Here is a 21,976-nt window from a genome sequence, read left to right on the forward strand (position 1 = left end):
CTGCTGCAAGATGGCGCCATTATAGGGATTCGGTTTTTAAATGTCTGGCTTTAAAACAGAGGGCCGGCAAGCGCGGCCCTCGAAACAGGAGGTGGTAACGAAGCTTAGTGGAAGGGGAACAGGTAGTTGAGCCAGCTGCCCATGCGCATCAGGATCTTTCGCATGATGGCCACGTGATGGAAATGCTCGGTGTAGATGGCGGCCTGGCCGCTGGAGCCCGCGATCACCTGATACTTGGCCCACTCTGGGTCGGTGATCTCCAGGATGATCGGCAAACGGCCGGGCACCTGGGCCGTAGTCTGATCGATAAGGCCCGCCTGAGCCTGGACGTTGCCCGCGGCCATGGCGGGGATCACTTTCTTCACCCTGGCCTTGAAGATCCGGCCGGGGATGCCGTCCAGTACCACCTCGGCCTCATCCCCATCCTTGAGCCGCTGCATGCTGTTCTGCCAGAACCAGCCGACGTAGGAGTTGGCGTCTTCGTGGATGAAGGTCATCACGGGGCGGAACATGAAGGGGGCGGCAATCATGCCCGGGCGCAGCGCCAGCTGCACCACATGGCCATCGCTCGGGGCGTAGACTACGGTCTGCTCCAGATCGTACTTGGCGATGTTGAGCTGGGCTTTCAGGTCATCCAGCGTGGCCTTCTGCTGGTCGATCTGGGCGACGATGTCGTCCACGTTGGCCTGGGTCACGTCCAGATCACGCTGCTTGCCGATACCCCGTCGCATCAGTTCCTGGGCGCGATCCCGGTCCAGGCTGGCAGAGCGCAGCCGGGCATCGAGGGACTTGAGGTAGTCCTGGTTGGAGGAAAGCCGTGCCGTCAGGCTGGCGACCTTCTCCTGGAAGGGCTCGGCATCGATGCGAAACAGTACGTCCCCCTGTTTGACCAGCTGGTTGGGGGTGACCGGCACCTCGGTGACGCGTCCCTTCACCAGGGGTACGACGGGGGTGGAGACGTAGTAGTTGCGGGCCAGCTCCGAGTAGGGGTGGTTGTAGTTCATCAGCATGATGAGGGTGCCGATGAGGACGATCCCCCCCAGCACGGCCGTCGGGACGCTCCACTTGTTGAGCGGGATCTTGAAGATCTTGAAAACGCCTATGCAGAGGGCTGCATAGGTGAGGATCAGTAGCAGGTCCATGGGGAGTTACCTATTTATCGGTCTGTTCGAGCGTGTTCATGCGGGCCTGCAGTACGGCCAGTTCTTTCTTGAGTGCGGTGATCTCGTCTTCGTCGTTTTGCAGCCGCTGGTTGAACCCCCAGCCGCGATCGGGGCGGTAGACCGTGGCCCAGATCCAGAGGAAGGGCCAGAGCACATGCAGGGTGAACAGGCTGACCCAGCCTGCCACGTGAATGGCGTCCTGGTGGGGGTGATTGCGGTGCTTGGCTATTTCATACGGAATATCGTGAATGACGATAACGCCATAGAAGATGACCAAGACGACAAACACCAATATTCCCAGGGCAATGTAGTCAAGTACCATCGGTTTCTCCCATCTCAAATTGCGAGGCCATATCCGGACACTCGCCTTCACAGTATCCAGCTCATGATGACAGTATATTGCCGTAGCGCAAGGACCCAAGCTTGGTGTTGAACTTGTGGTACAGGCCTGGTTAATCGCTTGACTATTTATCACACACCAGACATTTACTTCTATAAAATCAAACAGGAACGGGACTATATGGTCTCGCAGGGAAAATTGGGGGCAGGATGGAGAGGGGATGCAAAATGAGCCGCTGGTTGGCGCTGTTGCTGTTGTTCAATGTGTTGTCGGTGAGTCAGTCATGGGCCGCCGAGCCCAGGATGGAGCCGACCGAACAGGAGAAGGCCAGAACCCTGGTATTGCTCCACGAGCCCATCGTCATGTTGCAGGCGAAATTTGGCCGTCTGGACGGGGCGGCCCGGGTCCGTCTGGTCAAGGAGCGGCTCATGCAGATGAAGGCCTCCGATCTGGAGGAGCCGGTGACCCTGGTGAGCGCCAGGCGCTTTGGCCAGGATACGCGCGAGTTTCTGGTCAACGGCAAGCGGATCCTGGTGCTGGTGGAAGGGGATCTGGAAACCCTCGACGAACTGAGCCTGGATCAGGCGAGCGAGCTGGTGCGGGCACGGCTGGACAAGGTGCGCCTCAAGTACCTTGAACTGCATTCGACCCCCTATCTGCTCAAGGCAGGTGGCATGGCGCTGCTGGCCAGCCTGCTCTTCTTCGGTCTGACCTGGTTGCTGCAGCGGGGCCACAGACGGGTCAGACGCTGGCTCGCCAACCGTCTCCTGCAGCAGAAGGGGCTTATTCCACACCAGTGGCGCCAGGTGGCGGGAAACGTGGAGGCCCGATTGATAGGCCTCGTCACCCTGCTGGTGATCTTCATGCTCACCTATGGCTGGTTGACCTATGTGCTCGCCCTCTTCCCCCAGACCCGGGCCTGGAGCGAGCGCCTGGGGGACTCCCTGTTCGAACTGTGCGGCGACATGCTGGAGGGGATGATAGCGGCCATGCCGGGGCTGGTGACCGTGCTGCTCATCGTGCTCATCACCCGTTTCTTCATCCGGATGCTGGCCATCCTGTTCGATCGCATCGAACACGGCCAACTGCGGGTGCAGGGACTGCACGCGGAGACCATAGGAGCGACCCGGCGCCTGCTCTCCGTGGGGATCTGGCTGTTTGCCCTGACCGTGGCCTACCCCTACCTGCCCGGCGCCGACTCCGACGCCTTCAAGGGGATCAGCGTCTTCTTCGGTCTGATGGTGACCCTGGGGTCGGCGGGCATCATGAACCACGCCATGAGCGGCCTGGTGCTCATCTATTCCCGTGCGCTGCGACCCGGCGATCTGGTGCAGATCGGCGAGGTCGAGGGGATGGTGAGCGAGCTCAACGCCCTTTCCACCAAGCTGGTGACGCGCCAGGATCACGAGGTCACGCTGCCCAATGCGGTGGTGGTGGGGGGCAAGGTGGTCAACCTGACGCGGCTGGCCGGCGAGAAGGGGGTGGCACTCCTGACCAAGGTGACCATAGGTTACGATGCCCCCTGGCGCCAGGTACATGCCATGCTGGAGCTGGCGGCGCGGCGCTGCACCATGCTCAATCAGGCGGAGGCGCCCCTGGTGAGGCAGCTGAACCTGCAGGACTGGTATGTGGAGTACGAGCTGCAGGTGCGCATGAAGGCGGACCTGCTGCCCGCCGTGGTCCGGACGGAGCTGCATGGCCACATCCAGGATGTCTTCAACGAGTTCGGGGTGCAGATCATGTCCCCCAACTTCATTGCCCAGCCGGAGCAGGCGGTGCTGGTGGCAAGGGAGCACTGGTATCAGGCACCCGCCGAGGCCCCCGACGCCCCGGGGACACCCGCCAGGAAGTGACCCCAAAAGAAAGAGGCCCGGCAGCAATGCCGGGCCTCTTGTCATGGAGAGAGGGTCAATCTTCAGCTCTCCTTGGCTTCCCTCAGTTGCGAGGGTCTGAATTTCACCAGGAAGGCCAGGGTGATGAGGGCGGTGCCCACCAGGCCGATGATGGTGGAGACACCCATCTCCAGACCAAAGCCGATGGGGGCGTTGGCCAGGTAGGTGATCACCACGGCCGTCATGAAGATGGCGGGAATGGTGCACACCCAGTGCAGCTTGCCTTCCTTGATGAGGTAGGCGGCGGCGGCCCACAGCATGATGACGGCGGTGGTCTGGTTGGCCCAGCCGAAGTAGCGCCAGATCACCCCGAACTCGGCCTTGGAGATGATGAAACCAAGGATGAACATGGGGATGGCGATCAGCAGGCGCTTGGCCATGGGTTTCTGGGTCAGGTTCAGGAAGTCCGCCACGATGAGGCGGGCACTGCGAAACGCCGTGTCACCGGAGGTGATGGGCAGGATCACCACGCCCAGGATGGCCAGGATGCCGCCAACGGTGCCGAGCAGGCTGGTGGAGACTTCGTGTACCACGGCAGAGGGACCGCCGCTTGCCAGGGTGGCGTTGAGCGCTTCTGTGCTGTCGTAGAAGGAGAGACCCAGGGTACACCAGATGAGGGCGATGATGCCTTCACCTATCATGGCGCCGTAGAAGATGAAGCGGCCGGAGCTTTCGTTTTGCATGCAGCGCGCCATCAGTGGGGACTGGGTGGCGTGGAAGCCGGAGACCGCGCCACAGGCGATGGTGATGAACAGGAGCGGCCAGAGCGGCAGGTCGGTCGGGTGCAGGTTGGAGAAGTCCATCCCGGTGTTGTAGAAGCCCTTGCCGGAGACGATGAGGCCGATGATGAGGCCGACCGACATGAACACCAGCAGGGCGCCGAAGATGGGGTAGAAGCGGCCGATGATCTTGTCGATGGGGACTATGGTCGCGAGGATGTAGTAGGCGAAGATGGCCGCAATCCAGTAGACCAGATCGGTGGAGGTGAGGTTGGCGAGCAGGCCAGCCGGGCTCAGCACGAAGACGACGCCCACCAGCATCAAGAGCACCACGGCGAACAGGTTCATGAAGTGCTTGGCGGCGGTACCCAGGTGCTCACCGACCACGGTCGGCACGGAGGCGCCCTTGGCGCGCACCGACAGCATACCGGAGAAGTAGTCGTGAACCGCGCCGGCGAAGATGCAGCCGAACACGATCCAGAGCATGGCGACCGGGCCGTAGAGGGCACCAAGGATGGGGCCGAAGATGGGGCCGACGCCGGCGATGTTGAGCAGTTGAACCAGATAGACTTTCTTGTCCGACATGGGGACATAGTCCACCCCGTCCGCCATGGTGATGGCGGGGGTCTTCAGCTCGGGTTTCGGGCCAAATATCCGTTCGATGAATTTGCCGTATACGAAGTAGCCGGCTATCAGCAAGCCGACACAGAGGAAGAACCAGATCATTGTTACGCTCCTGCCTTGTTATTTTTTGGTGTGCGCGGCCAGTGTAGGTGGGTCTTTCTGTTAACGGCAGGTAAACGGGCTGAGCGGCGACATGGCGACCCGAGCGGTCGCCCGTTGTGATCTCGCGCACATCCCGGGGCTTATTCCAGCCCCAGCTCCTCCTTGAGCTCCTTGAGGTAGCGGCGGCTGACCGGCACCCGGGCCCCGCTCGGGGTCACTATCTCCGCCAGCTGGTTCTCCAGCAGCTGGATCTCGAAGATGGCGGCCGGCGCCACCAGATACTGGCGGTGGCAGCGCAGCAGCGGCGTCTTCTCCTCCAGGGACTTGAGGGTGAGCTGGGTGTGAAACAGCTCGCCCTGGCAGGCCACATGGACGCCGCCAAGATCCGAGAAGGCGTACTCCACCTGCGAGGTGGGCAGCAGCCGCACCCGGTTGTGCAGGTATCCGGGAATATGGCGGATGGTCGGGGCCAGGTTCCCGACCGGTTGCGGCGTGAGGTCCTGCCTGAGTCGCCCAAGCGTCTTGGCGAGGCGCGCCGGCTCCACCGGTTTTAGCAGGTAGTCGAAGGCGTTCTCCTCGAAGGCCTGGATGGCGTAATCGTCGAACGCGGTAACAAAGACGATGCGGGGCAGGGGGTCCAGCATGGCGACCAGCTCCATGCCGCTGAGCTTGGGCATCTGGATGTCGAGAAACACCACGTCGGGTTTGAGTCGCTGGATCATGGGCAGTGCCTCGATGGCATTGGTGGCCATGTCCAGGATCTCGATGTCGGGCTCGCCGCCGAGCAGCTCGGCCATCTCCTCGCGGGCATAGGGTTCATCATCGACGATCAGGATGCGGATCATCTCGTCTCCTTGGAAGGGAAGGGTGGCTGTCTGGGGAGGGTGAGGCAGACCCGGGTCCACTGTTCTGGCTCCCACTGCACATCGATGCCAAAGCGCTCGCCAAAGGCGCTCTTGAGGCGCTTGTCCACCAGGCTCATGCCGAGGCCATCGCTCCGGGAAGCGGGATCCCAGGCGCCGGCGTTGTCCTCGACACAGAGGGTGACCCGGTCCGGCCCCTCCTCGGCAAAGAGGCGGATCCGCCCCTGGCCCAGCAGGGAACAGATGCCGTGCTTGATGGCATTCTCGATGAGGGGTTGCAGGGTGAAGCTCGGCAGTTGCAGGTCGGCCAGGTGGGGCGGGATCTCGTTGATGACGGCCAGCCGTTCGCCAAAGCGGGCCTGCTCAATCTCCAGGTAGGAGAGGCAGTGCTCCTGCTCCTCCCGCAGGGTGGCCATGCCGTGCTGGCGCTTGAGATTGTTGCGAAAGAAGCGGGAGAGATGCAGCAGCAGCTCTCGCGCCCTGCCCGGGTCGCGGCGGGTGATGGCGCTGATGGTATTGAGGGTGTTGAACAGGAAGTGGGGGTTGATCTGCGCCTGCACCAGCTTGAGCTCGGACTGCACCAGCAGGCGCTGCTGCTGCTCCAGCCGACCGCTCAGCAGCTGCTGGGAGAGCAGGTTGGCGATCCCTTCTCCCAGGGTGTGGTTGATCTTGAGAAACAGCCGCTTCTTGGGTTCATACAGCTTGATGGTGCCGATCACCCCCTGATCCCCCTGCAGGGGGATCACCAGCACCGAGCCCAGCTCGCACTGGGGGGAGAGGCTGCAGCGATAGGGCTGGCTGTTGCCGTCGGCAAAGAGCACCTTGTTCTGGGCGATGGCCTGCAGGGTGATGGCGGAGGTGATGGGGGTACCCGGCTTGTGGTGATCCTCCCCGGTGCCGATGAAGGCGAGGATCTTGTCGGTATCCGTGATGGCGACCGCGCCGACCCCGGTCTCCTCCTGCACTATCTGGGCGATGCGGGTGCTGGCCTCGGGGGTGAACCCCTGGCTCATGATGCCGACGGTACGGTTGGCGATGGTGAGGGCCTTGGCGGAGAAGACCCGGGAGAACTTCTCGTACATCCGCTGCTGGTCGCGGATCATGCTGATGAAGAGGGCCGCACCGCAGGAGTTGGCCAGGATCATGGGGGTGGCGATGGTGCGCACCAGGAGCAGGGACTTGTCGAACGGGGTGGCGACCAGCAGGATGATCACCATCTGCATGATCTCGGCCACGAAGGTCGTGAAGAAGGCGACTCTGGGCTCGAAGAGGTCATTCACCCTGCCCGCCCGCATCAGCCGCCAGTGCACCAGACCCCCCAGGAGCCCCTCGCAGGTGGTGGAGATGGCGCAGGCGAGATCGGTGAATCCCCCCAAGGTATAACGGTGTATCCCCCCGGTCAGTCCCACCAGAAATCCCACCAGCGGGCCTCCCAGCAGGCCCCCCAGCACGGCGCCGACGGCACGGGTGTTGGCGATGGCCTCGTCGATGTCGAGGCCCACGTAGGTGCCGAGGATGCAGAAGCTGGAGAAGATGACGTATATCAGCACCTTGTGGGGCAGTCTGACGGAGTAGTTGGCCAGGGGGCGCAGCAGGGGGCTCTTGGAAAAGAGGTAGGCGATGACCAGGCTGACGCTCATCTGCTGGAGCAGGGAGAGGACTAACTGCATAAAAAACCTTCCTCAACAATCATGCTTGGTCTGTACGCCGCCCTGGCACACTGTGAGCCAGATCTCGTCTTGACACGGGCCGGTGCCGGGTGGCGGGGGCAGTTTGCCAGAATTGAAAAATAAAACCATATAAAATCAGTATGTTAAATTGATATTTGTATAACCTGCCTGCGCTTGATATTGCTGAAGAGAGCATGAAGGTATCCGCAGGATACCCCACACGGAGGTGGCATGCTCCGCCCGACCCCTTGGTTGGGCGTTTTTTATTCAGCTTCAATGGCAGACGATTTTGAGGGGGATGGAGCAATTATTCAGGTTTGTCCAATGAGTTATCCCCAGCTTCTGGGGATAACTCAGAAGGCGAAATAGTAACAGACCCGCCGGCCCAGGCTGAAAAACGGCCGTTGTCCCTCATCCAGCTCTTCCGGCCTGAGGGTGGCCACTATGCTTCTCGCATCCTCCCGCAAGTCGATCATGGCCACCCCTTCCGGGCGCTGCCCCTTGATATAGGGCTGCACCTTGGGTTTGAGGGGCATGGTGGGTTCGGTCGACAGCACCAGGGCCACGGAGTCGTCGTCGAGGCGCACCAGGGAGCCGGGGGGATAGACCCCCAGCACCTTTATCAGCAACCTGACCAGATCCTGATCGAACTTCTTCTGGGACAGCTTGAAGAGCTGGCCGATGACCTGGCTCGGCCCCATTGGGTTGATGCCGTTGCGGGGGTGGAGCGATTCGTCGTAGTGATCCACCAGGCCGATGAGGCGGACGAGGGGAGGGATCTTGTCGCCACCGATGCCAAGAGGGAAGCCGCTGCCGTCGAGGCGCTCGTGGTGCAGGTGGGCCACCTCGCGGATCCTGGGTTCGAAGGCCTGCAGCTGATTGAGCATCTCAAGCCCGTACTGGGGGTGCATGTTGAGAAAATTCTGCTCCGCCTTGTTGAGATCCCCCCGTTTCTGGGTGATCTGGCTCGGGATCCTGAGTTCGCCGATGTCGTGCAGCAGGCCGGCCAGTCCCGCCTCCTCGATGTCGATCGGGGTCATGCCGAGTTCCCGGGCCATCAGCATGGCGATGAAGGCCACGCTCAGGCTGTGTTGCAGCAGGCTATCCGTGTGCTGGCTGCGGATGAGGTGCAACCCGAGCGGCCCCTGATGGCTGGCAAGACGGCTGGCGGTGCTGCGCACTAGCTGGGCGGTATTGGCGAGCCCCTCGTCAGGCTTGAGGTTGAGGGCGCCGAGCGCATCGCGCAAATCCGAGAGGGACTGGCCGAAGGCCTTGTCGGCGGTGCGCAGGGAGCGTCTGAACGCCTTCTCGTCGAAGGTGGGCTCCGTGGAGTGCAAGGGGGTGTCCTGCGTCATCTCCCGCTCGGGGGAGGGGGCCGGGTCGGCGCGCAACAGGGGTTCGACGGGCAGATCGCTCTTGTCGGGATCCACCATCAGCAGGGTGAGTTCGAGGTGTCGGATGATATCGAGCTGGTGCTGGTCGCGGATCTTGAAGGCATTGAACATAAAAGGGTGACTCGTCCATCCCGTGGGGAGATGGATGTAGTGGCCGACTCTCAACTGCTCGATGGAGGCCTGGATCAGCGCCATGGATTAGCTCTTCTGTCGAATTTGCCTATCAATAAGCTAGCAAAATTAAACAGATAGACAAATAAAAAAGCCCGCGCATCTGCGCGGGCTTTCATCATCCAGGGGACTTATCAGGCCTTGGATTTTTTCTTGGTGTCTACCTTGGCTTCGACTTTGGCTTCTACCTTGGTGGCCACCTGGGCTTCCTCGATGAAGGGACGGCCGTAGTAGGTGTCCATCAGGATGGCTTTCAGCTCGGTGATCAGCGGGTAGCGCGGGTTGGCGCCGGTGCACTGGTCATCGAAGGCTTCCAGGGCCAGCTGGTCAACCTTGGCCAGGAAGTCCGCCTCGTTCACGCCAGCTTCACGGATGGAGGCCGGAATGCCCAGGGTTGCCTTCAGCTCGTCCAGCCAGGCCAGCAGCTTCTCGATCTTGGCCGCGGTGCGGTCACCGGCAGCGGTCAGACCCAGATGGTCAGCCACTTCGGCGTAGCGACGACGAGCCTGCGGACGGTCGTACTGGGAGAACGCGGTCTGCTTGGTCGGGTTGTCGTTCGCGTTGTAGCGGATGACGTTGCTGATCAGCAGGGCGTTGGCCAGGCCGTGGGGGATGTGGAACTCCGCACCCAGTTTGTGGGCCATGGAGTGGCACACGCCCAGGAAGGCGTTGGCAAACGCGATACCGGCGATGGTGGCGGCGTTGTGCACCTTCTCGCGGGCAACCGGGTCGTTGGCGCCGTTGATGTAGCTGGAGGGCAGGTAGTCCTTCAGCAGTTTCAGGGCTTGCAGCGCCTGGCCATCGGAGTACTCGTTCGCCAGCACGGAGACATAGGCTTCCATGGCGTGGGTCACGGCGTCGATACCACCGAAGGCGCACAGGGATTTCGGCATGCCCATGACCAGGTTGGCGTCCACGATGGCCATGTTCGGGGTCAGCTCGTAGTCGGCCAGCGGGTACTTCATGCCGGTGGCGTCATCGGTCACGACCGCAAACGGGGTCACTTCAGAACCGGTACCGGACGTGGTGGTGATGCAGACCAGTTCGGCCTTCACGCCCATTTTCGGGAACTTGTAGATACGCTTGCGGATGTCCATGAAGCGCATTGCCAGATCTTCGAACGCGGTGTCCGGATGCTCGTACATCACCCACATGATCTTGGCGGCGTCCATCGGAGAACCACCGCCTAGGGCGACGATCACGTCCGGCTTGAAGGAGTTGGCCATTTCGGCGCCCTTGCGTACCACGGACAGGGTGGGGTCGGCTTCCACTTCGTAGAAGATCTCCACTTCCATGTTCAGCTTCTTGAGCAGACGGACCACTTCATCGGCGTAGCCGTTGTTGAACAGGAAGCGGTCGGTCACTACCAGCGCACGCTTCTTGCCTTCCAGATCGCCCAGGGCGATAGGCAGGGAACCACGACGGAAGTAGATGGATTTCGGAAGTTTGTGCCACAGCATATTTTCTGCCCGTTTTGCGACTGTCTTCTTGTTGATCAAGTGCTTGGGACCGACGTTTTCGGAGATGGAGTTACCACTCCAGGAGCCGCAACCCAGGGTCAGGGACGGGGCCAGCGCGAAGTTGTACAGGTCACCGATACCACCCTGGGTGGAGGGGGTGTTGATGAGGATACGGGCAGTCTTCATCTTGTCGCCGAAGTACTTGATGCGGTCGGCGTTGCGATCCTGGTCGGTATACAGACCGGAGGTGTGGCCGATACCACCGATGTTGACCATGTCACAGGCCATCTCGACGGCTTCTTCGAAGTTCTTGGCACGGAACATACCCAGCGTCGGGGAGAGCTTCTCGTGAGCAAACTCGTCTTCTGCGCAGAGCTCCAGGCCTTCACCGATGAGGATCTTGGTGGTCGCGGGAACGGTGACACCGGCCATGGCGGCGATCTTGGTGGCAGGCTGGCCCACGATGTCGGCGTTCAGGGCGCCGTTGATCAGCAGCACTTTACGCACCTTGTCGGCCTCTTCCTTGGAGAGGATATAGCCGGCGTGGGTCGCGAAACGCTCCTTGACCTGGTTATAAATGGAGTCAACCACGATGACCGCCTGCTCGGAGGCACAAACCACGCCGTTGTCGAAGGTCTTGGACATCAGGATGGAGGCGACGGCACGCTTCACGTCGGCAGTCTCGTCGATGACGATGGGCACGTTGCCCGCACCCACGCCAATGGCGGGTTTGCCGGAGGAGTAGGCGGCCTTCACCATGCCCGGGCCGCCGGTGGCCAGGATCAGGTTGATGTCGTCGTGACGCATCAGGGCGTTGGAGAGTTCGACGGAGGGTTGGTCAATCCAGCCGATGATGTCTTTCGGGGCACCGGCGGCAATGGCTGCATCCAGTACCAGCTTGGCAGCGGTATTGGTGGAGTTCTTGGCACGGGGGTGCGGGGAGAAGATGATGGCGTTACGGGTCTTCAGGGAGATAAGAGCCTTGAAGATCGCGGTGGAAGTCGGGTTGGTGGTCGGTACGATACCGCAGATGATGCCTACCGGTTCGGCGATGGTGATGGTGCCCATCTCGTCGTCCTGGCTCAGGATGCCGCAGGTCTTTTCGTCTTTGTAGGCGTTATAGATGTATTCGGAGGCGAAGTGGTTCTTGATAACCTTGTCTTCGATGATACCCATACCGGATTCGGCCACGGCCATCTGGGCCAGGGGGATACGGGCGTTGCTGGCGGCGAGGGCGGCGGCACGGAAAACCTTGTCTACCTGCTCTTGCGAGAAGCTGGCGAATTGACGCTGCGCTTCTTTGACGCGGGCAACCAGTGCATCCAGTTCAGCCAAATTGGTTACTGCCATGTTTATCTCCTGATGATTTGAAAACTGTTTAGTAAGACCTTGGCAATGCCCGGCAATTATAGCCGCCCTGTCAAGGAGAGAATCACCACAACGGGGTATTTACATGTCTTAGTAAACTGTTTTCTGACTCGATTATAGGGCCGGGATGTGTCAGAAAAAATTGATCTGGATCATATGTAACAAAAGAACAAAAGAAATTTTGTTTCAGCCACCCGGCAGGCCGAATGTTGCTAACCTGTTGCCTGAAACCCGGCGCGGGTCGCCGGCGATGCAAGGGGTATGGCACCTGAATTCAGCGTTGTTTCCCCCAGGGGCACCGAGGGGAGGCGATCCGGCAGGGGAGGGGCTTGGCAGTGGCTTTCTCCAGCCAGTTGGCGAGGGTTTCATTTTTGTTGAGCCAGTGGCTTGTTGCTTTTATCCAGTCACGGCGCTGGCGCGGCAGAATTCGGGGTGGGAGCGATGGCTCGTTGCCGACGATGGCAGAGAAGAAGGGGATACGTGCAGCCCGAATGAGTGGGCACGACAGGTGTTGCTCGTCGTTGTGCGTTCAGGGAAAAGCGTCATTACGCCACCAACAGGGTGGTTTGTTGATGGTGAATATTGAAATGAGATGGTCTTGCAGAATTAAATGTCGATGCGTTCGATCATATTGTTAACCATCACTGACTCGGCTTAACAACTCGATATGTTGAATTTTGTCGATACATTAGAGGAACTAACTGAAAAGCCCCGAAAAGGGTGAGATTATTTGATTGGTGAAGGGAAAAATCATGGTGTAAATTTACGCGCAATTGGATGGGGATGACCCCTGTGGCCCGGTTTGGTTCTGGATGGCGCCTATGGCAGCAATAGACTTCTCTTTATACCTGAAATTTTTCGTCGGCCTGTTTGCGATCATCAACCCGCTGGGGTTGTTGCCGGTCTTCGTGAGCCTGACCGGTCACATGCAGCCGGATGAGCGCAGGAAGACCAATACCACCGCCCATATTGCCGTGATGATCATCCTGATTGTTTCCATGTGCATGGGGCAGCTGATCCTCGATAGCTTCGGCATCTCGCTGGCGTCGTTTCGTATCGCCGGGGGCTCGCTGATCACCCTGATCGCCTGGTCCATGCTGCAGGGCAAGCTGGGGGAGGTGAAGCACAACAAGCAGGAGAAGGGTGAACTGGCTGCGCGCGAATCCATCGCCGTGGTGCCCCTGGCACTGCCCCTGATGGCCGGACCCGGCGCCATCTCTTCCTCCATCGTCTATGCCAGCCAGAAGACCCTGCCCCAGATGGCCGGCATGTTCCTGGTGGTGGTGGCCTTTGCCTGCTGCTCCTGGCTCATCTTCCGCGCCGCCCCCCTGCTGTTCAAGCTGATGGGCAACACCGGCATCAACGTGGTCACCCGTATCATGGGCCTCATCATGATGTCGCTCGGCATCGAGATCATCGTCGCGGGCATCAAGGGGGTCTTCCCCGGTCTGGTGTGAGCCAGCTCTATGTTTTGTCGTAGCCGGTCCTCGTGACCGGCTTTTTATTGTTTCTTTTTTGTTGGTCATTTCCTAGAATCGACCGTCCCTGTATAGAAACTGACCTGATCGCCATATTTAATTGCTGAATAAATGGTTTGAAGTTGTTTTTTTGACCATGAAAGTACCCTGGTGCTGATGATATCTATTGCATTATCAGATTTGTCAGGGAATTATGCGGGCAGCGAGGTTTTTATCTCGTGGATAACAAATGCATGGAATGTTCTTGTTGGAGTATGGAAATGACTCATAGAAAAACAATTATTAATACCCTTTTATTGACCGCACTCTTTGGTGGCGCCACTCTGGCTCACGCCGCCGATGTCCCCGCCGGCACCAAGCTCGCCTCCGAGCAGACCCTGGTGAAAGGCAATGGTTCCGAACCCGCAACCCTGGATCCGCACAAGACCGAAGGTACGGTAGAATCCAACATCCTGCGCGACCTGTTCGAAGGTCTCGTCACCTCCGGCCCCAAGGGTGAGACCCTGCCCGGCGTCGCCGAGTCCTGGGAAACCAAGGACAACAAACACTACGTGTTCCACCTGCGCAAGGATGCCAAGTGGTCCAACGGGGATCCCGTCACCGCTCACGATTTCGAATTTGCCTTCAAGCGCGCGGTGGATCCCAAAACGGCTTCTCCGTACTCCTGGTACATGGAGATCCCGACCATCGTCAACGCCACCGACATCATCGCGGGCAAGAAGCCGTCCGACACCCTGGGTGTGAAGGCGGTGGACGATTACACCTTCGAGGTGCAGCTGGAGAAGGCGGTGCCTTACTTCGTCAGCATGCTCTCCCACACCACCACTTACCCGGTACCGAAGAAGGTGATCGAGAAGTTCGGTGACAAGTGGACCCAACCCGGCAACATGGTTTCCAACGGCGCCTATGTGCTGAAGGACTGGGTGGTCAACGAGCGCGTCGACGTCGAGCGCAACCCCAACTACTGGAACAACGCCAAGACCGTCATCAACAAGGTGACCTACCTGCCGATCCAGTCCACCAACGCCGAGCTGAACCGCTACCTGGCCGGTGAAGTGGATCTGACCTACAACATGCCCATCGAGCGCTTCAAGCAGATGAAGAAAGAGCTGCCCAAGGAAGTGCAGGTGAGCGGCTATGTGGGTACCTACTACTACCAGTACAACTTCAAGCACAAGCCGTTTGATGACGTGCGCGTGCGTACCGCGCTCTCCTATGCCATCGACCGCAACGTGATCGCCGACAAGGTGATGGGCAAGGGCGAGACCCCGGGTTATACCCTGGTGCCCGACTTCGTGGACGGCTTCAAGCCGGTAGCCCCGGCCTGGTCCAAGCTGAGCCAGGCCGAGCGTGATGCCAAGGCGAAAGAGCTGCTGACCGAAGCCGGTTATGGCCCGGGCAAGCCGCTCAAGTTCGAGCTGCTCTACAACACCGACGACAACCACAAGAAGGTGGCCGTGGCCGTCGCCTCCATGTGGAAGAAGCTGGGTGTGGAAGTGAGCCTGGTGAATCAGGAGTGGAAGACCTACCTGGAGACCAAGAAGCAGGGTAACTTCGACGTGGGTCGTGCCGGCTGGATCGCCGACTACAACGAAGCCTCCTCCATGCTGGATCTGATGCAGACCACTCACGGCAACAACGACGGCAAGTACTCCAACACGGCGTTCGACAAGCTGATGAGCGAGTCCCGCAACCAGGTGGATGCCGAGGCGCGCAACAACCTCTATGTCCAGGCCGAAGAGATCCTGGCCAAGGACATGCCGATCGCCCCCATCTATCAGTACGTGACCTCCCGCATGGTCAAGCCCTACGTGGGTGGCTACCCGGCCAACCCGCTGGACAACATCTACAGCAAAGACATGTACATCATTGCTCACTGAGTAAAGAAACAAGTCGCATAACAAGCAGGGCCCGCCGGACGGCGGGCCTTTATTACAACCGCGACCCTTTGGAAGCAGTACAGGACAGGAAATGTCTATGTTGAAATTCATCCTTAAACGTCTACTGGAAGCGATCCCGACTCTGCTGGTCTTGATCACCGTCTCCTTCTTCATGATGCGTTTCGCCCCGGGGAACCCCTTCACCAGCGAACGCGCCCTGCCGCCGGAAGTCCTGGCCAACATCGAGGCCAAATATGGCCTGGACAAGCCCATCGGCATGCAATACCTCACCTATCTGGGCAACCTGGTCCAGGGGGATCTGGGGCCCTCCTTCAAATACAAGGACTTCACCGTCAATGATCTGGTGAGCCAGGCCCTGCCTGTCTCCGCCAAGATAGGCTCGGTCGCCTTCCTGCTGGCGGTGACCCTGGGGGTCACCTTCGGCACCATTGCAGCCTTGAAACAGAACACCCTCATCGACTATCTGCTGATGTCGTCGGCCATGGCCGGGGTGGTGATACCCGGCTTCGTATTGGCACCCTTGCTGGTGCTCTTCTTCAGCATCTACCTCGGCTGGTTCCCGGCGGGGGGCTGGCAGGGGGGCGGGGCCCAGTTCATGGTGCTGCCGGTGTTCGGCATGATGATGTACTACATCTCGGCCATCTCCCGCATCATGCGGGGCAGCATGATCGAGACCATGAACTCCAACTTCATCCGTACCGCCCGTGCCAAGGGGCTGCCGCTGCGCCACATCATCCTGAAACACGCGCTGCGCCCGGCCATGCTGCCGGTGGTCTCCTACCTGGGGCCGGCGTTCGTCGGCATCATCACCGGCTCCGTGGTCATCGAGACCATCTTCGGCCTGCCGGGGATTGGTCAGCTGTTCGTCAACGGTGCGCTGAACCGTGATTACTCCATGGTGCTCGGCCTGACCATTCTGGTCGGGGCCCTCACCATCACCTTTAACGCCGTGGTCGATATTCTCTATGCCGTCATCGACCCCAAGATCCGTTATTAAGCCGGGAGTACATCATGGTAGTCACAACTGAAAAGCGCGAAGCCGTCGAGGCGTTCGCCCAGAAAGTGGAAGTGGTGGAAGGACGCTCCCTGTGGAAGGACGCCCGCCGCCGTTTCCTGCGCAACAAGGCGGCGCTCACCAGCCTCATCATCCTGACCATCATCGGTCTGGCGGTGATCGTGGGGCCGCACCTGTCCCAGTACACCTTCGACGATCCGGACTGGGGTGCCATGCAGAGCGCCCCCGACATGGAGACCGGTCACTGGTTCGGCACCGACAGCCTGGGGCGTGACTTGTTCGTGCGCACCCTGCTCGGCGGTCGCATCTCCCTCATGGTCGGCATCATGGGGGCCCTGGTGGCTGTCATCATTGGCACTCTGTATGGCGCAGCCTCCGGTTTCATCGGCGGTCGGGTCGACAGCCTGATGATGCGGGTGCTGGAGATCCTCAACGCCTTCCCCTTCATGTTCTTCGTGATCATGCTGGTGACCTTCTTCGGTCGCAATCTGGCCCTCATCTTCCTCGCCATCGGCGCGGTGAGCTGGCTCGACATGGCGCGGATCGTCCGCGGCCAGACCCTGAGCCTCAAGAGCAAGGAGTTCATCGAAGCGGCCCACGTCTGCGGCGTCTCCAAGTGGAAGATCATCACCCGCCACATAGTGCCGAACGTGCTGGGGATAGTGGCGGTCTACGCCACCCTGCTGGTGCCTGGCATGATCATGTTCGAATCCTTCCTGAGCTTCCTGGGGCTGGGTGTGCAAGAGCCCATGACCAGCTGGGGCGCCCTGCTGGATGAAGGCTCCAAGTCGATGGAAGTGGCCATCTGGCAACTCCTGTTCCCCGCCGGTTTCATGGTGGTGACCCTGTTCTGCTTCAACTTCCTCGGGGATGGTCTGCGTGATGCCCTCGATCCCAAGGATCGGTAAGACGCAAGCAATGCCGTAGGACCCGTCCGCTGGACGCATAGCGCCAGCGGGATGGGCAGGCCTGCCTCACGACAGATCGATAAGGAGTGTTTATATGAAATTACTGGATGTGAAAGATCTGCGGGTCGAGTTCAAGACCCCGGACGGCAACGTGGTGGCCGTGAACGACCTCAACTTCTCCCTCTCCGCCGGCGAAACCCTCGGGATCGTCGGGGAGTCCGGCTCCGGCAAGTCCCAGACCGCCTTTGCCATCATGGGGCTGCTCGCCAAGAACGGCGTCATCACGGGGTCGGCCAAGTTCCAGGGTGAAGAGATCCTGAACCTGCCGGAGTCCAAGCTCAACCGTATCCGCTCCGAGAAGATCGCCATGATCTTCCAGGATCCCATGACGTCGCTCAACCCCTACATGAAGGTGAAGGATCAGCTGATGGAAGTGCTGATGCTGCACAAGGGGATGACCAAGGCCGCCGCCTTCGAGGAGTCGGTACGCATGCTGGACGCGGTGAAGATCCCCGAGTCGCGCAAGCGGATGAACATGTATCCCCACGAGTTCTCCGGCGGCATGCGCCAGCGGGTGATGATCGCCATGGCGCTCCTGTGCCGCCCGCAGCTGCTCATCGCCGACGAGCCGACCACGGCGCTGGACGTGACGGTGCAGGCCCAGATCATGACCCTGATGAACGAACTCAAGCGCGAGTTCAACACCGCCATCATCATGATCACCCACGACTTGGGCGTGGTGGCCGGCATCTGCGACAAGGTGCTGGTGATGTACGCCGGCCGTACCATGGAGTACGGCAAGGTGAACGACATCTTCTATCGGCCGAGCCACCCTTACACCGAGGGTCTGCTGCGCGCCATTCCCCGTCTCGACACCGAAGGGGAAGTGCTGCCCACCATCCCGGGCAATCCGCCCAACCTGCTGCGTCTGCCTACCGGTTGCCCCTTCCAGGAGCGCTGCCACCGGGTACACGAGATTTGCGGCCAGCAGTCCCCCATCCTCACCCCGTTCAATGACGGGCGGGAGCGGGCCTGCCACTGGGTGTCGGATGCCATCATCAAGGGAGTGAACTAAATGGGTACTGACAAGAAACTGCTGCTGGAAGTGTCCGACCTCAAGGTTCACTTCCAAATCAAGAGTGACAAGGCCTGGCCCTGGGCCAAGCCCTCCGCCCTGAAGGCGGTGGACGGGGTGACCCTGCGCCTCTACGAAGGGGAAACCCTGGGCGTGGTGGGGGAGTCCGGCTGTGGCAAGTCCACCTTCGCCCGCGCCCTCATCGGCCTGGTGCCGGCCACCGACGGCAAGGTGGTGTGGCTCGGGCAGGATCTGACCAAGCTCGAGCAGGGGGCGCTGCGGGAGAAGCGCAAGGAGATCCAGATGATCTTCCAGGACCCGCTGGCGTCGCTCAACCCGCGCATGACCATAGGCGACATCATCGCCGAGCCCCTCATCACCTTCTACCCGGCTCTGGGCAAGGAGGAGGTGAAGGAGAAGGTGCGCACCATGATGACCAAGGTGGGCCTGTTGCCGAACCTGGTGAACCGCTACCCCCACGAGTTCTCCGGCGGTCAGTGTCAGCGCATCGGCATCGCCCGGGCGCTCATCCTGGAACCCAAGATGATCATCTGCGACGAGCCGGTCTCGGCGCTGGATGTGTCCATCCAGGCCCAGGTGGTGAACCTGCTGAAATCTCTGCAAAAGGAGATGGGGCTCTCCCTCATCTTCATCGCCCACGACCTCTCCGTGGTGAAGCACATCTCGGATCGGGTGCTGGTGATGTACCTGGGCAACGCGGTGGAGCTCGGCACCGGCAAGGAGATCTTCGCGAACCCCTTGCACCCCTATACCAAGGCGCTGATGTCGGCGGTGCCCATCCCGGATCCGGACGTGGAGCGCAGCAAGACCATCCAGATCCTGGAAGGGGATCTGCCGTCCCCCATGAACCCGCCGTCCGGTTGCGTGTTCCGTACCCGTTGCCCGGTGGCCGGCCCCGAATGTGCCAAGACCCGGCCCATGCTGGAGGGGAACTTCGATCACGCGGTCTCCTGCCTCAAGGTGGATCCGCTCTGAAGAGAGCCTGAGAACGAGGGCGCCCGTGTGGCGCCCTTTATTATTTTTACTCGGGGAGAAGATGCCTCTTGGCGTTACCTTTCGGGGCTGTTACTATCCGCCGCAACAAGGGGAGTAACTTCTCGCCGGTTTGTCGTCATTACGGTGCACACCTTTTCCTGCAGTGCACCCGGCAGCCGGGCAGTCGATGCAAATCGGCTGTAAGTGAGACCTTGCCGAGAGGCAAGGTGTATCTGCTCCAGACGCAAACCCACCGCCTCCCGGCCGTGGGTTTTGTCGTTTTGGGAGAAAGGAAAATGGGTGAATGGTGGATGTGGGCCGGTTTCTTCAGCATAGTGCTGGTCCTGTTGTGGATTGATATCCGCTTTGTCGGCGGCGGCAAGGCGCACAAGGTGTCGCTGAAAGAGGCGGGTGTCTGGTCCCTCATCTGGGTCAGTGTGGCGCTCCTGTTCAACCTGGCCATCTGGCTCTGGCTGGATCACAGCGCCGGGCGCGAAATAGCCAACGAGAAGGGACTGGAGTTCCTCACCGGCTACCTCATCGAGAAGGCGCTGGCGGTGGACAACGTCTTCGTCTGGCTGATGCTGTTCGGTTACTTTGCCATTCCCGCCGAGCTGCAGCGCCGGGTGCTGCTCTACGGGGTACTGGGTGCCATCGTCATGCGTGCCGGCATGGTGTTCGCGGGCAGCTGGCTCATCGAGCAGTTCCACTGGATCCTCTACCTGTTCGGTGCCTTCCTGCTGCTGACCGGTGCCAAGATGCTGTGGGCGGCCGACAAGGAGCCGGATCTCGAGAACAACGCCCTGCTCGGCTGGATGCGTCGCCGCTTCAAGGTGACCGAGACCCTGGAGGGGGAGAACTTCTTCGTCTGGCGTGACGGTGTGCGCTACGCGACCCCGCTGCTGCTCATTCTGGTGCTGGTGGAGGTGAGCGATCTCATCTTCGCGGTGGACAGCATCCCGGCCATCTTCGCGGTGACCACGGATCCCTTCATCGTGCTGACCTCCAACATCTTCGCCATCATGGGGCTGCGCGCCATGTACTTCCTGCTGGCCGGTGTCGCCGAGCGCTTCGCCCTGCTCAAATACGGCCTGGCGCTGATCCTGATGTTCATCGGGGTCAAGATGTTGCTGCTGGATGTGTTCAAGATCCCGACCGGCATCGCACTCGGAGTAGTAGCATTGATCCTGCTGGCCTCCATGGGGCTGAGCCTCTGGGTGACCCGCAAGAAAGAGGGCGTGAAAGCGGCGTGATTGCCAACCTACTGAAAAGGGCTCCCCAGGGAGCCCTTTTTCATATCAGCGATTTGCTTAGCGCTTGATCTTCTTGGGGTTGGTGTAACCCCAGACGGTGTACATGTCCGCCAGCAGGGCGCCGTTGTACTCCTCCAGATCAGACTGCTTCACCTCGGCATCCCCCTGGCGGCCGAACAGGACCACCTCGTCACCGGGTTTGATCCCCTTGATGTCGGTCACGTCCACCATGGTGGTGTTCATGGAGGTCTTGCCCACGACAGGAGCCTTCTGGCCATGGATCAGCACATAGGCCTTGTTGCTCATGGCGCGGCGGTAGCCGTCGGAGTAACCCATCGGCAGGTTGGCGAGCAGGGAGTCGCGCTTGAGGGTGAAGGTACGGTCATAACCGACGGTGTTGCCCGCCGGGTAGTGGTTGACGGAGGCGACCTGGGTCTTGAACGCCATCACCTTCTTGTACTCGGTGTAGGAGGGGATGGTGTCGCCATAGATGATGCCGCCCGGGCGTACCATGTCAAAGTAGGCTTCCGGCACTTCCAGGGTGGCGAAGGAGTTGGCGGCGTGGATGGTGAGCTTGCTGCGATCCAGCTTGCCGGCGTCGATCAGCCACTGGTAGTCCAGCTTGAACTGGGCCAGCCCCATCTTGACGTCCTCTTTCTCCTCCACCGGGAAGTGGGTCATGATGCCGACCGGGGTGATACCCTTGAGCTTGATCATGGCCAGGGCGTCTTCCTTGGCATCGGCCTGGCGCAGGTCGATGCCGTTGCGGCTCATGCCGGCGGAGTTCAGACCGATGTGCACCGGAATATTGGTGTTGTGGCGCTGGGCGATGTCGGCGATCCCCTGGGCACTGGCCAGGCTGCCGACCAGCTCTTCCATCTTGTAGGGCAGGGCCTGCTCAACTTCATCCGGGGTGGCGGCGCGCACCCGCATCAGGCGACCCTCGAAGCCCTTCTCGCGGGCCACGCGGGCCTCTTCGTTGCTGGCGATGCCGATGCAGGGGATGCCTGCCTTGACCACGGAGGGCACCAGCAGATCGATGCCGTGACCGTAGGCGTCGGCCTTCATGATGGCGCAGATCTGCGGGCCCTTGTCACCCAGGCGATTTTTCAGGGTCTGGATGTTGTGCTCGAAGGCGCCGAGATCCACTTCCAGCCAGGCGTTGGTGGCGGTCTGCTCCTGACCGTTGCGGTGGTCGCTCGCGAGCGGCAGATAGGGGGCGGCAACCGCCTGGCCGGCCAGCAGACCGAAGATCAGGGTCGCGAGCAGCGTTTTCTTGTGCATGGGATGTTACCTTCTTATTGTCTCAGTTGAGGTGCGTCCTGTGTGGACGCGTGTGTCTGCATCTTGGGAATTTATTCGTATGTGGATGATATTTATCCATTTTTTCCAAGATGTCAGCGCTGGGAGTGTAACTTAACGGCGCCATTCGTGGCACGGGGAACGGGAAGAAAATATGCGTTTAGCGGTGCGGATCCCACCTTTGCTGTTGTTTGTGGTCATCGTGCTCGCCATGTGGCTGGGGCGGGGGGAGGCGAGGGGGATGCCGCTCCTGCTCGTGCCTGCCGCAGTGCTGTGGGTGGC

At 60.5% G+C, this 21,976-nt stretch carries 16 protein-coding genes; 8 read left to right on the forward strand and 8 right to left on the reverse strand.

Translation table 11 applies throughout. The features are described 5' to 3' along the window. Positions 1-104: 104 nt before the first annotated feature. On the reverse strand, positions 105-1,142 hold the full coding sequence (locus BN1136_RS04940; RefSeq protein WP_043761388.1) for an HlyD family secretion protein: 1,038 nt from the start codon (positions 1,140-1,142) through the stop codon (positions 105-107). 10 nt (positions 1,143-1,152) lie between these two features. Then, positions 1,153-1,485, reverse strand: a complete 333-nt coding sequence (locus BN1136_RS04945; RefSeq protein WP_043761386.1) for a DUF3302 domain-containing protein — start codon at positions 1,483-1,485, stop codon at positions 1,153-1,155. A gap of 245 nt (positions 1,486-1,730) precedes the next feature. Here BN1136_RS04945 and BN1136_RS04950 point away from each other — a divergent pair, with 245 nt between their 5' ends. Continuing rightward, positions 1,731-3,356 (forward strand): mechanosensitive ion channel family protein, encoded by a 1,626-nt coding sequence (locus BN1136_RS04950; protein ID WP_043761384.1) that lies wholly within the window; start codon positions 1,731-1,733, stop codon positions 3,354-3,356. A gap of 62 nt (positions 3,357-3,418) precedes the next feature. Here the strand turns inward: BN1136_RS04950 and BN1136_RS04955 are convergent, their stop codons facing one another. From BN1136_RS04955 to adhE, 5 genes are all read right to left on the reverse strand, one after another. Then, positions 3,419-4,840, reverse strand: a complete 1,422-nt coding sequence (locus BN1136_RS04955) for a carbon starvation CstA family protein (protein ID WP_043761382.1) — start codon at positions 4,838-4,840, stop codon at positions 3,419-3,421. Positions 4,841-4,980: 140 nt separating this feature from the next. Continuing rightward, positions 4,981-5,685 (reverse strand): two-component system response regulator BtsR, encoded by a 705-nt coding sequence (gene btsR, locus BN1136_RS04960; RefSeq protein ID WP_043761380.1) that lies wholly within the window; start codon positions 5,683-5,685, stop codon positions 4,981-4,983. Further along, positions 5,682-7,373 carry a sensor histidine kinase gene (locus tag BN1136_RS04965; protein ID WP_043761378.1) on the reverse strand — a complete coding sequence of 564 codons (1,692 nt, stop codon included), beginning with the start codon at positions 7,371-7,373 and terminating at the stop codon, positions 5,682-5,684. Before BN1136_RS04965 ends, btsR begins: the two co-directional genes overlap by 4 nt. Positions 7,374-7,726: 353 nt before the next feature. Then, entirely contained in the window at positions 7,727-8,962 is a 1,236-nt protein-coding gene (locus tag BN1136_RS04970; RefSeq protein WP_043761375.1) for an HD-GYP domain-containing protein, read from the reverse strand. A gap of 110 nt (positions 8,963-9,072) precedes the next feature. Next, positions 9,073-11,748, reverse strand: a complete 2,676-nt coding sequence (adhE, locus tag BN1136_RS04975) for a bifunctional acetaldehyde-CoA/alcohol dehydrogenase (protein ID WP_043761372.1) — start codon at positions 11,746-11,748, stop codon at positions 9,073-9,075. An 839-nt stretch (positions 11,749-12,587) separates the two neighbouring features. On the opposite strand from adhE, the gene BN1136_RS04980 reads away from it, so the two are divergent. The 7 genes from BN1136_RS04980 to BN1136_RS05010 all read left to right on the forward strand — a co-directional run bounded on the left by BN1136_RS04980 (position 12,588) and on the right by BN1136_RS05010 (position 20,392). Next, entirely contained in the window at positions 12,588-13,223 is a 636-nt protein-coding gene (locus tag BN1136_RS04980) for a YchE family NAAT transporter (protein WP_043761370.1), read from the forward strand. Between the two features lie 281 nt (positions 13,224-13,504). After that, a complete protein-coding gene (locus BN1136_RS04985) occupies positions 13,505-15,124 on the forward strand; it encodes an ABC transporter substrate-binding protein (protein WP_043761367.1) in 1,620 nt (539 codons plus the stop codon). Between the two features lie 97 nt (positions 15,125-15,221). Beyond that, entirely contained in the window at positions 15,222-16,142 is a 921-nt protein-coding gene (gene oppB, locus BN1136_RS04990; protein WP_010674330.1) for an oligopeptide ABC transporter permease OppB, read from the forward strand. A gap of 14 nt (positions 16,143-16,156) precedes the next feature. Then, entirely contained in the window at positions 16,157-17,068 is a 912-nt protein-coding gene (gene oppC, locus BN1136_RS04995; protein WP_010674331.1) for an oligopeptide ABC transporter permease OppC, read from the forward strand. A gap of 94 nt (positions 17,069-17,162) precedes the next feature. After that, entirely contained in the window at positions 17,163-18,143 is a 981-nt protein-coding gene (gene oppD, locus BN1136_RS05000) for an ABC transporter ATP-binding protein (protein ID WP_042863654.1), read from the forward strand. Then, positions 18,144-19,139: a murein tripeptide/oligopeptide ABC transporter ATP binding protein OppF gene (gene oppF / locus BN1136_RS05005; protein ID WP_043761358.1), complete on the forward strand. Its 996-nt coding sequence runs from the start codon at positions 18,144-18,146 to the stop codon at positions 19,137-19,139. A gap of 296 nt (positions 19,140-19,435) precedes the next feature. Then, entirely contained in the window at positions 19,436-20,392 is a 957-nt protein-coding gene (locus BN1136_RS05010) for a TerC family protein (protein ID WP_043761355.1), read from the forward strand. A gap of 57 nt (positions 20,393-20,449) precedes the next feature. On the opposite strand, the gene alr is transcribed toward BN1136_RS05010, so the two are convergent. Beyond that, positions 20,450-21,676, reverse strand: coding sequence for an alanine racemase (gene alr, locus BN1136_RS05015; protein ID WP_043761353.1), 1,227 nt, complete (start codon positions 21,674-21,676; stop codon positions 20,450-20,452). Between the last annotated feature and the right edge of the window lie 300 nt (positions 21,677-21,976).

The sequence above is a fragment of the Aeromonas taiwanensis genome (genome assembly GCF_000820165.1).
GTDB lineage: Bacteria > Pseudomonadota > Gammaproteobacteria > Enterobacterales > Aeromonadaceae > Aeromonas > Aeromonas taiwanensis.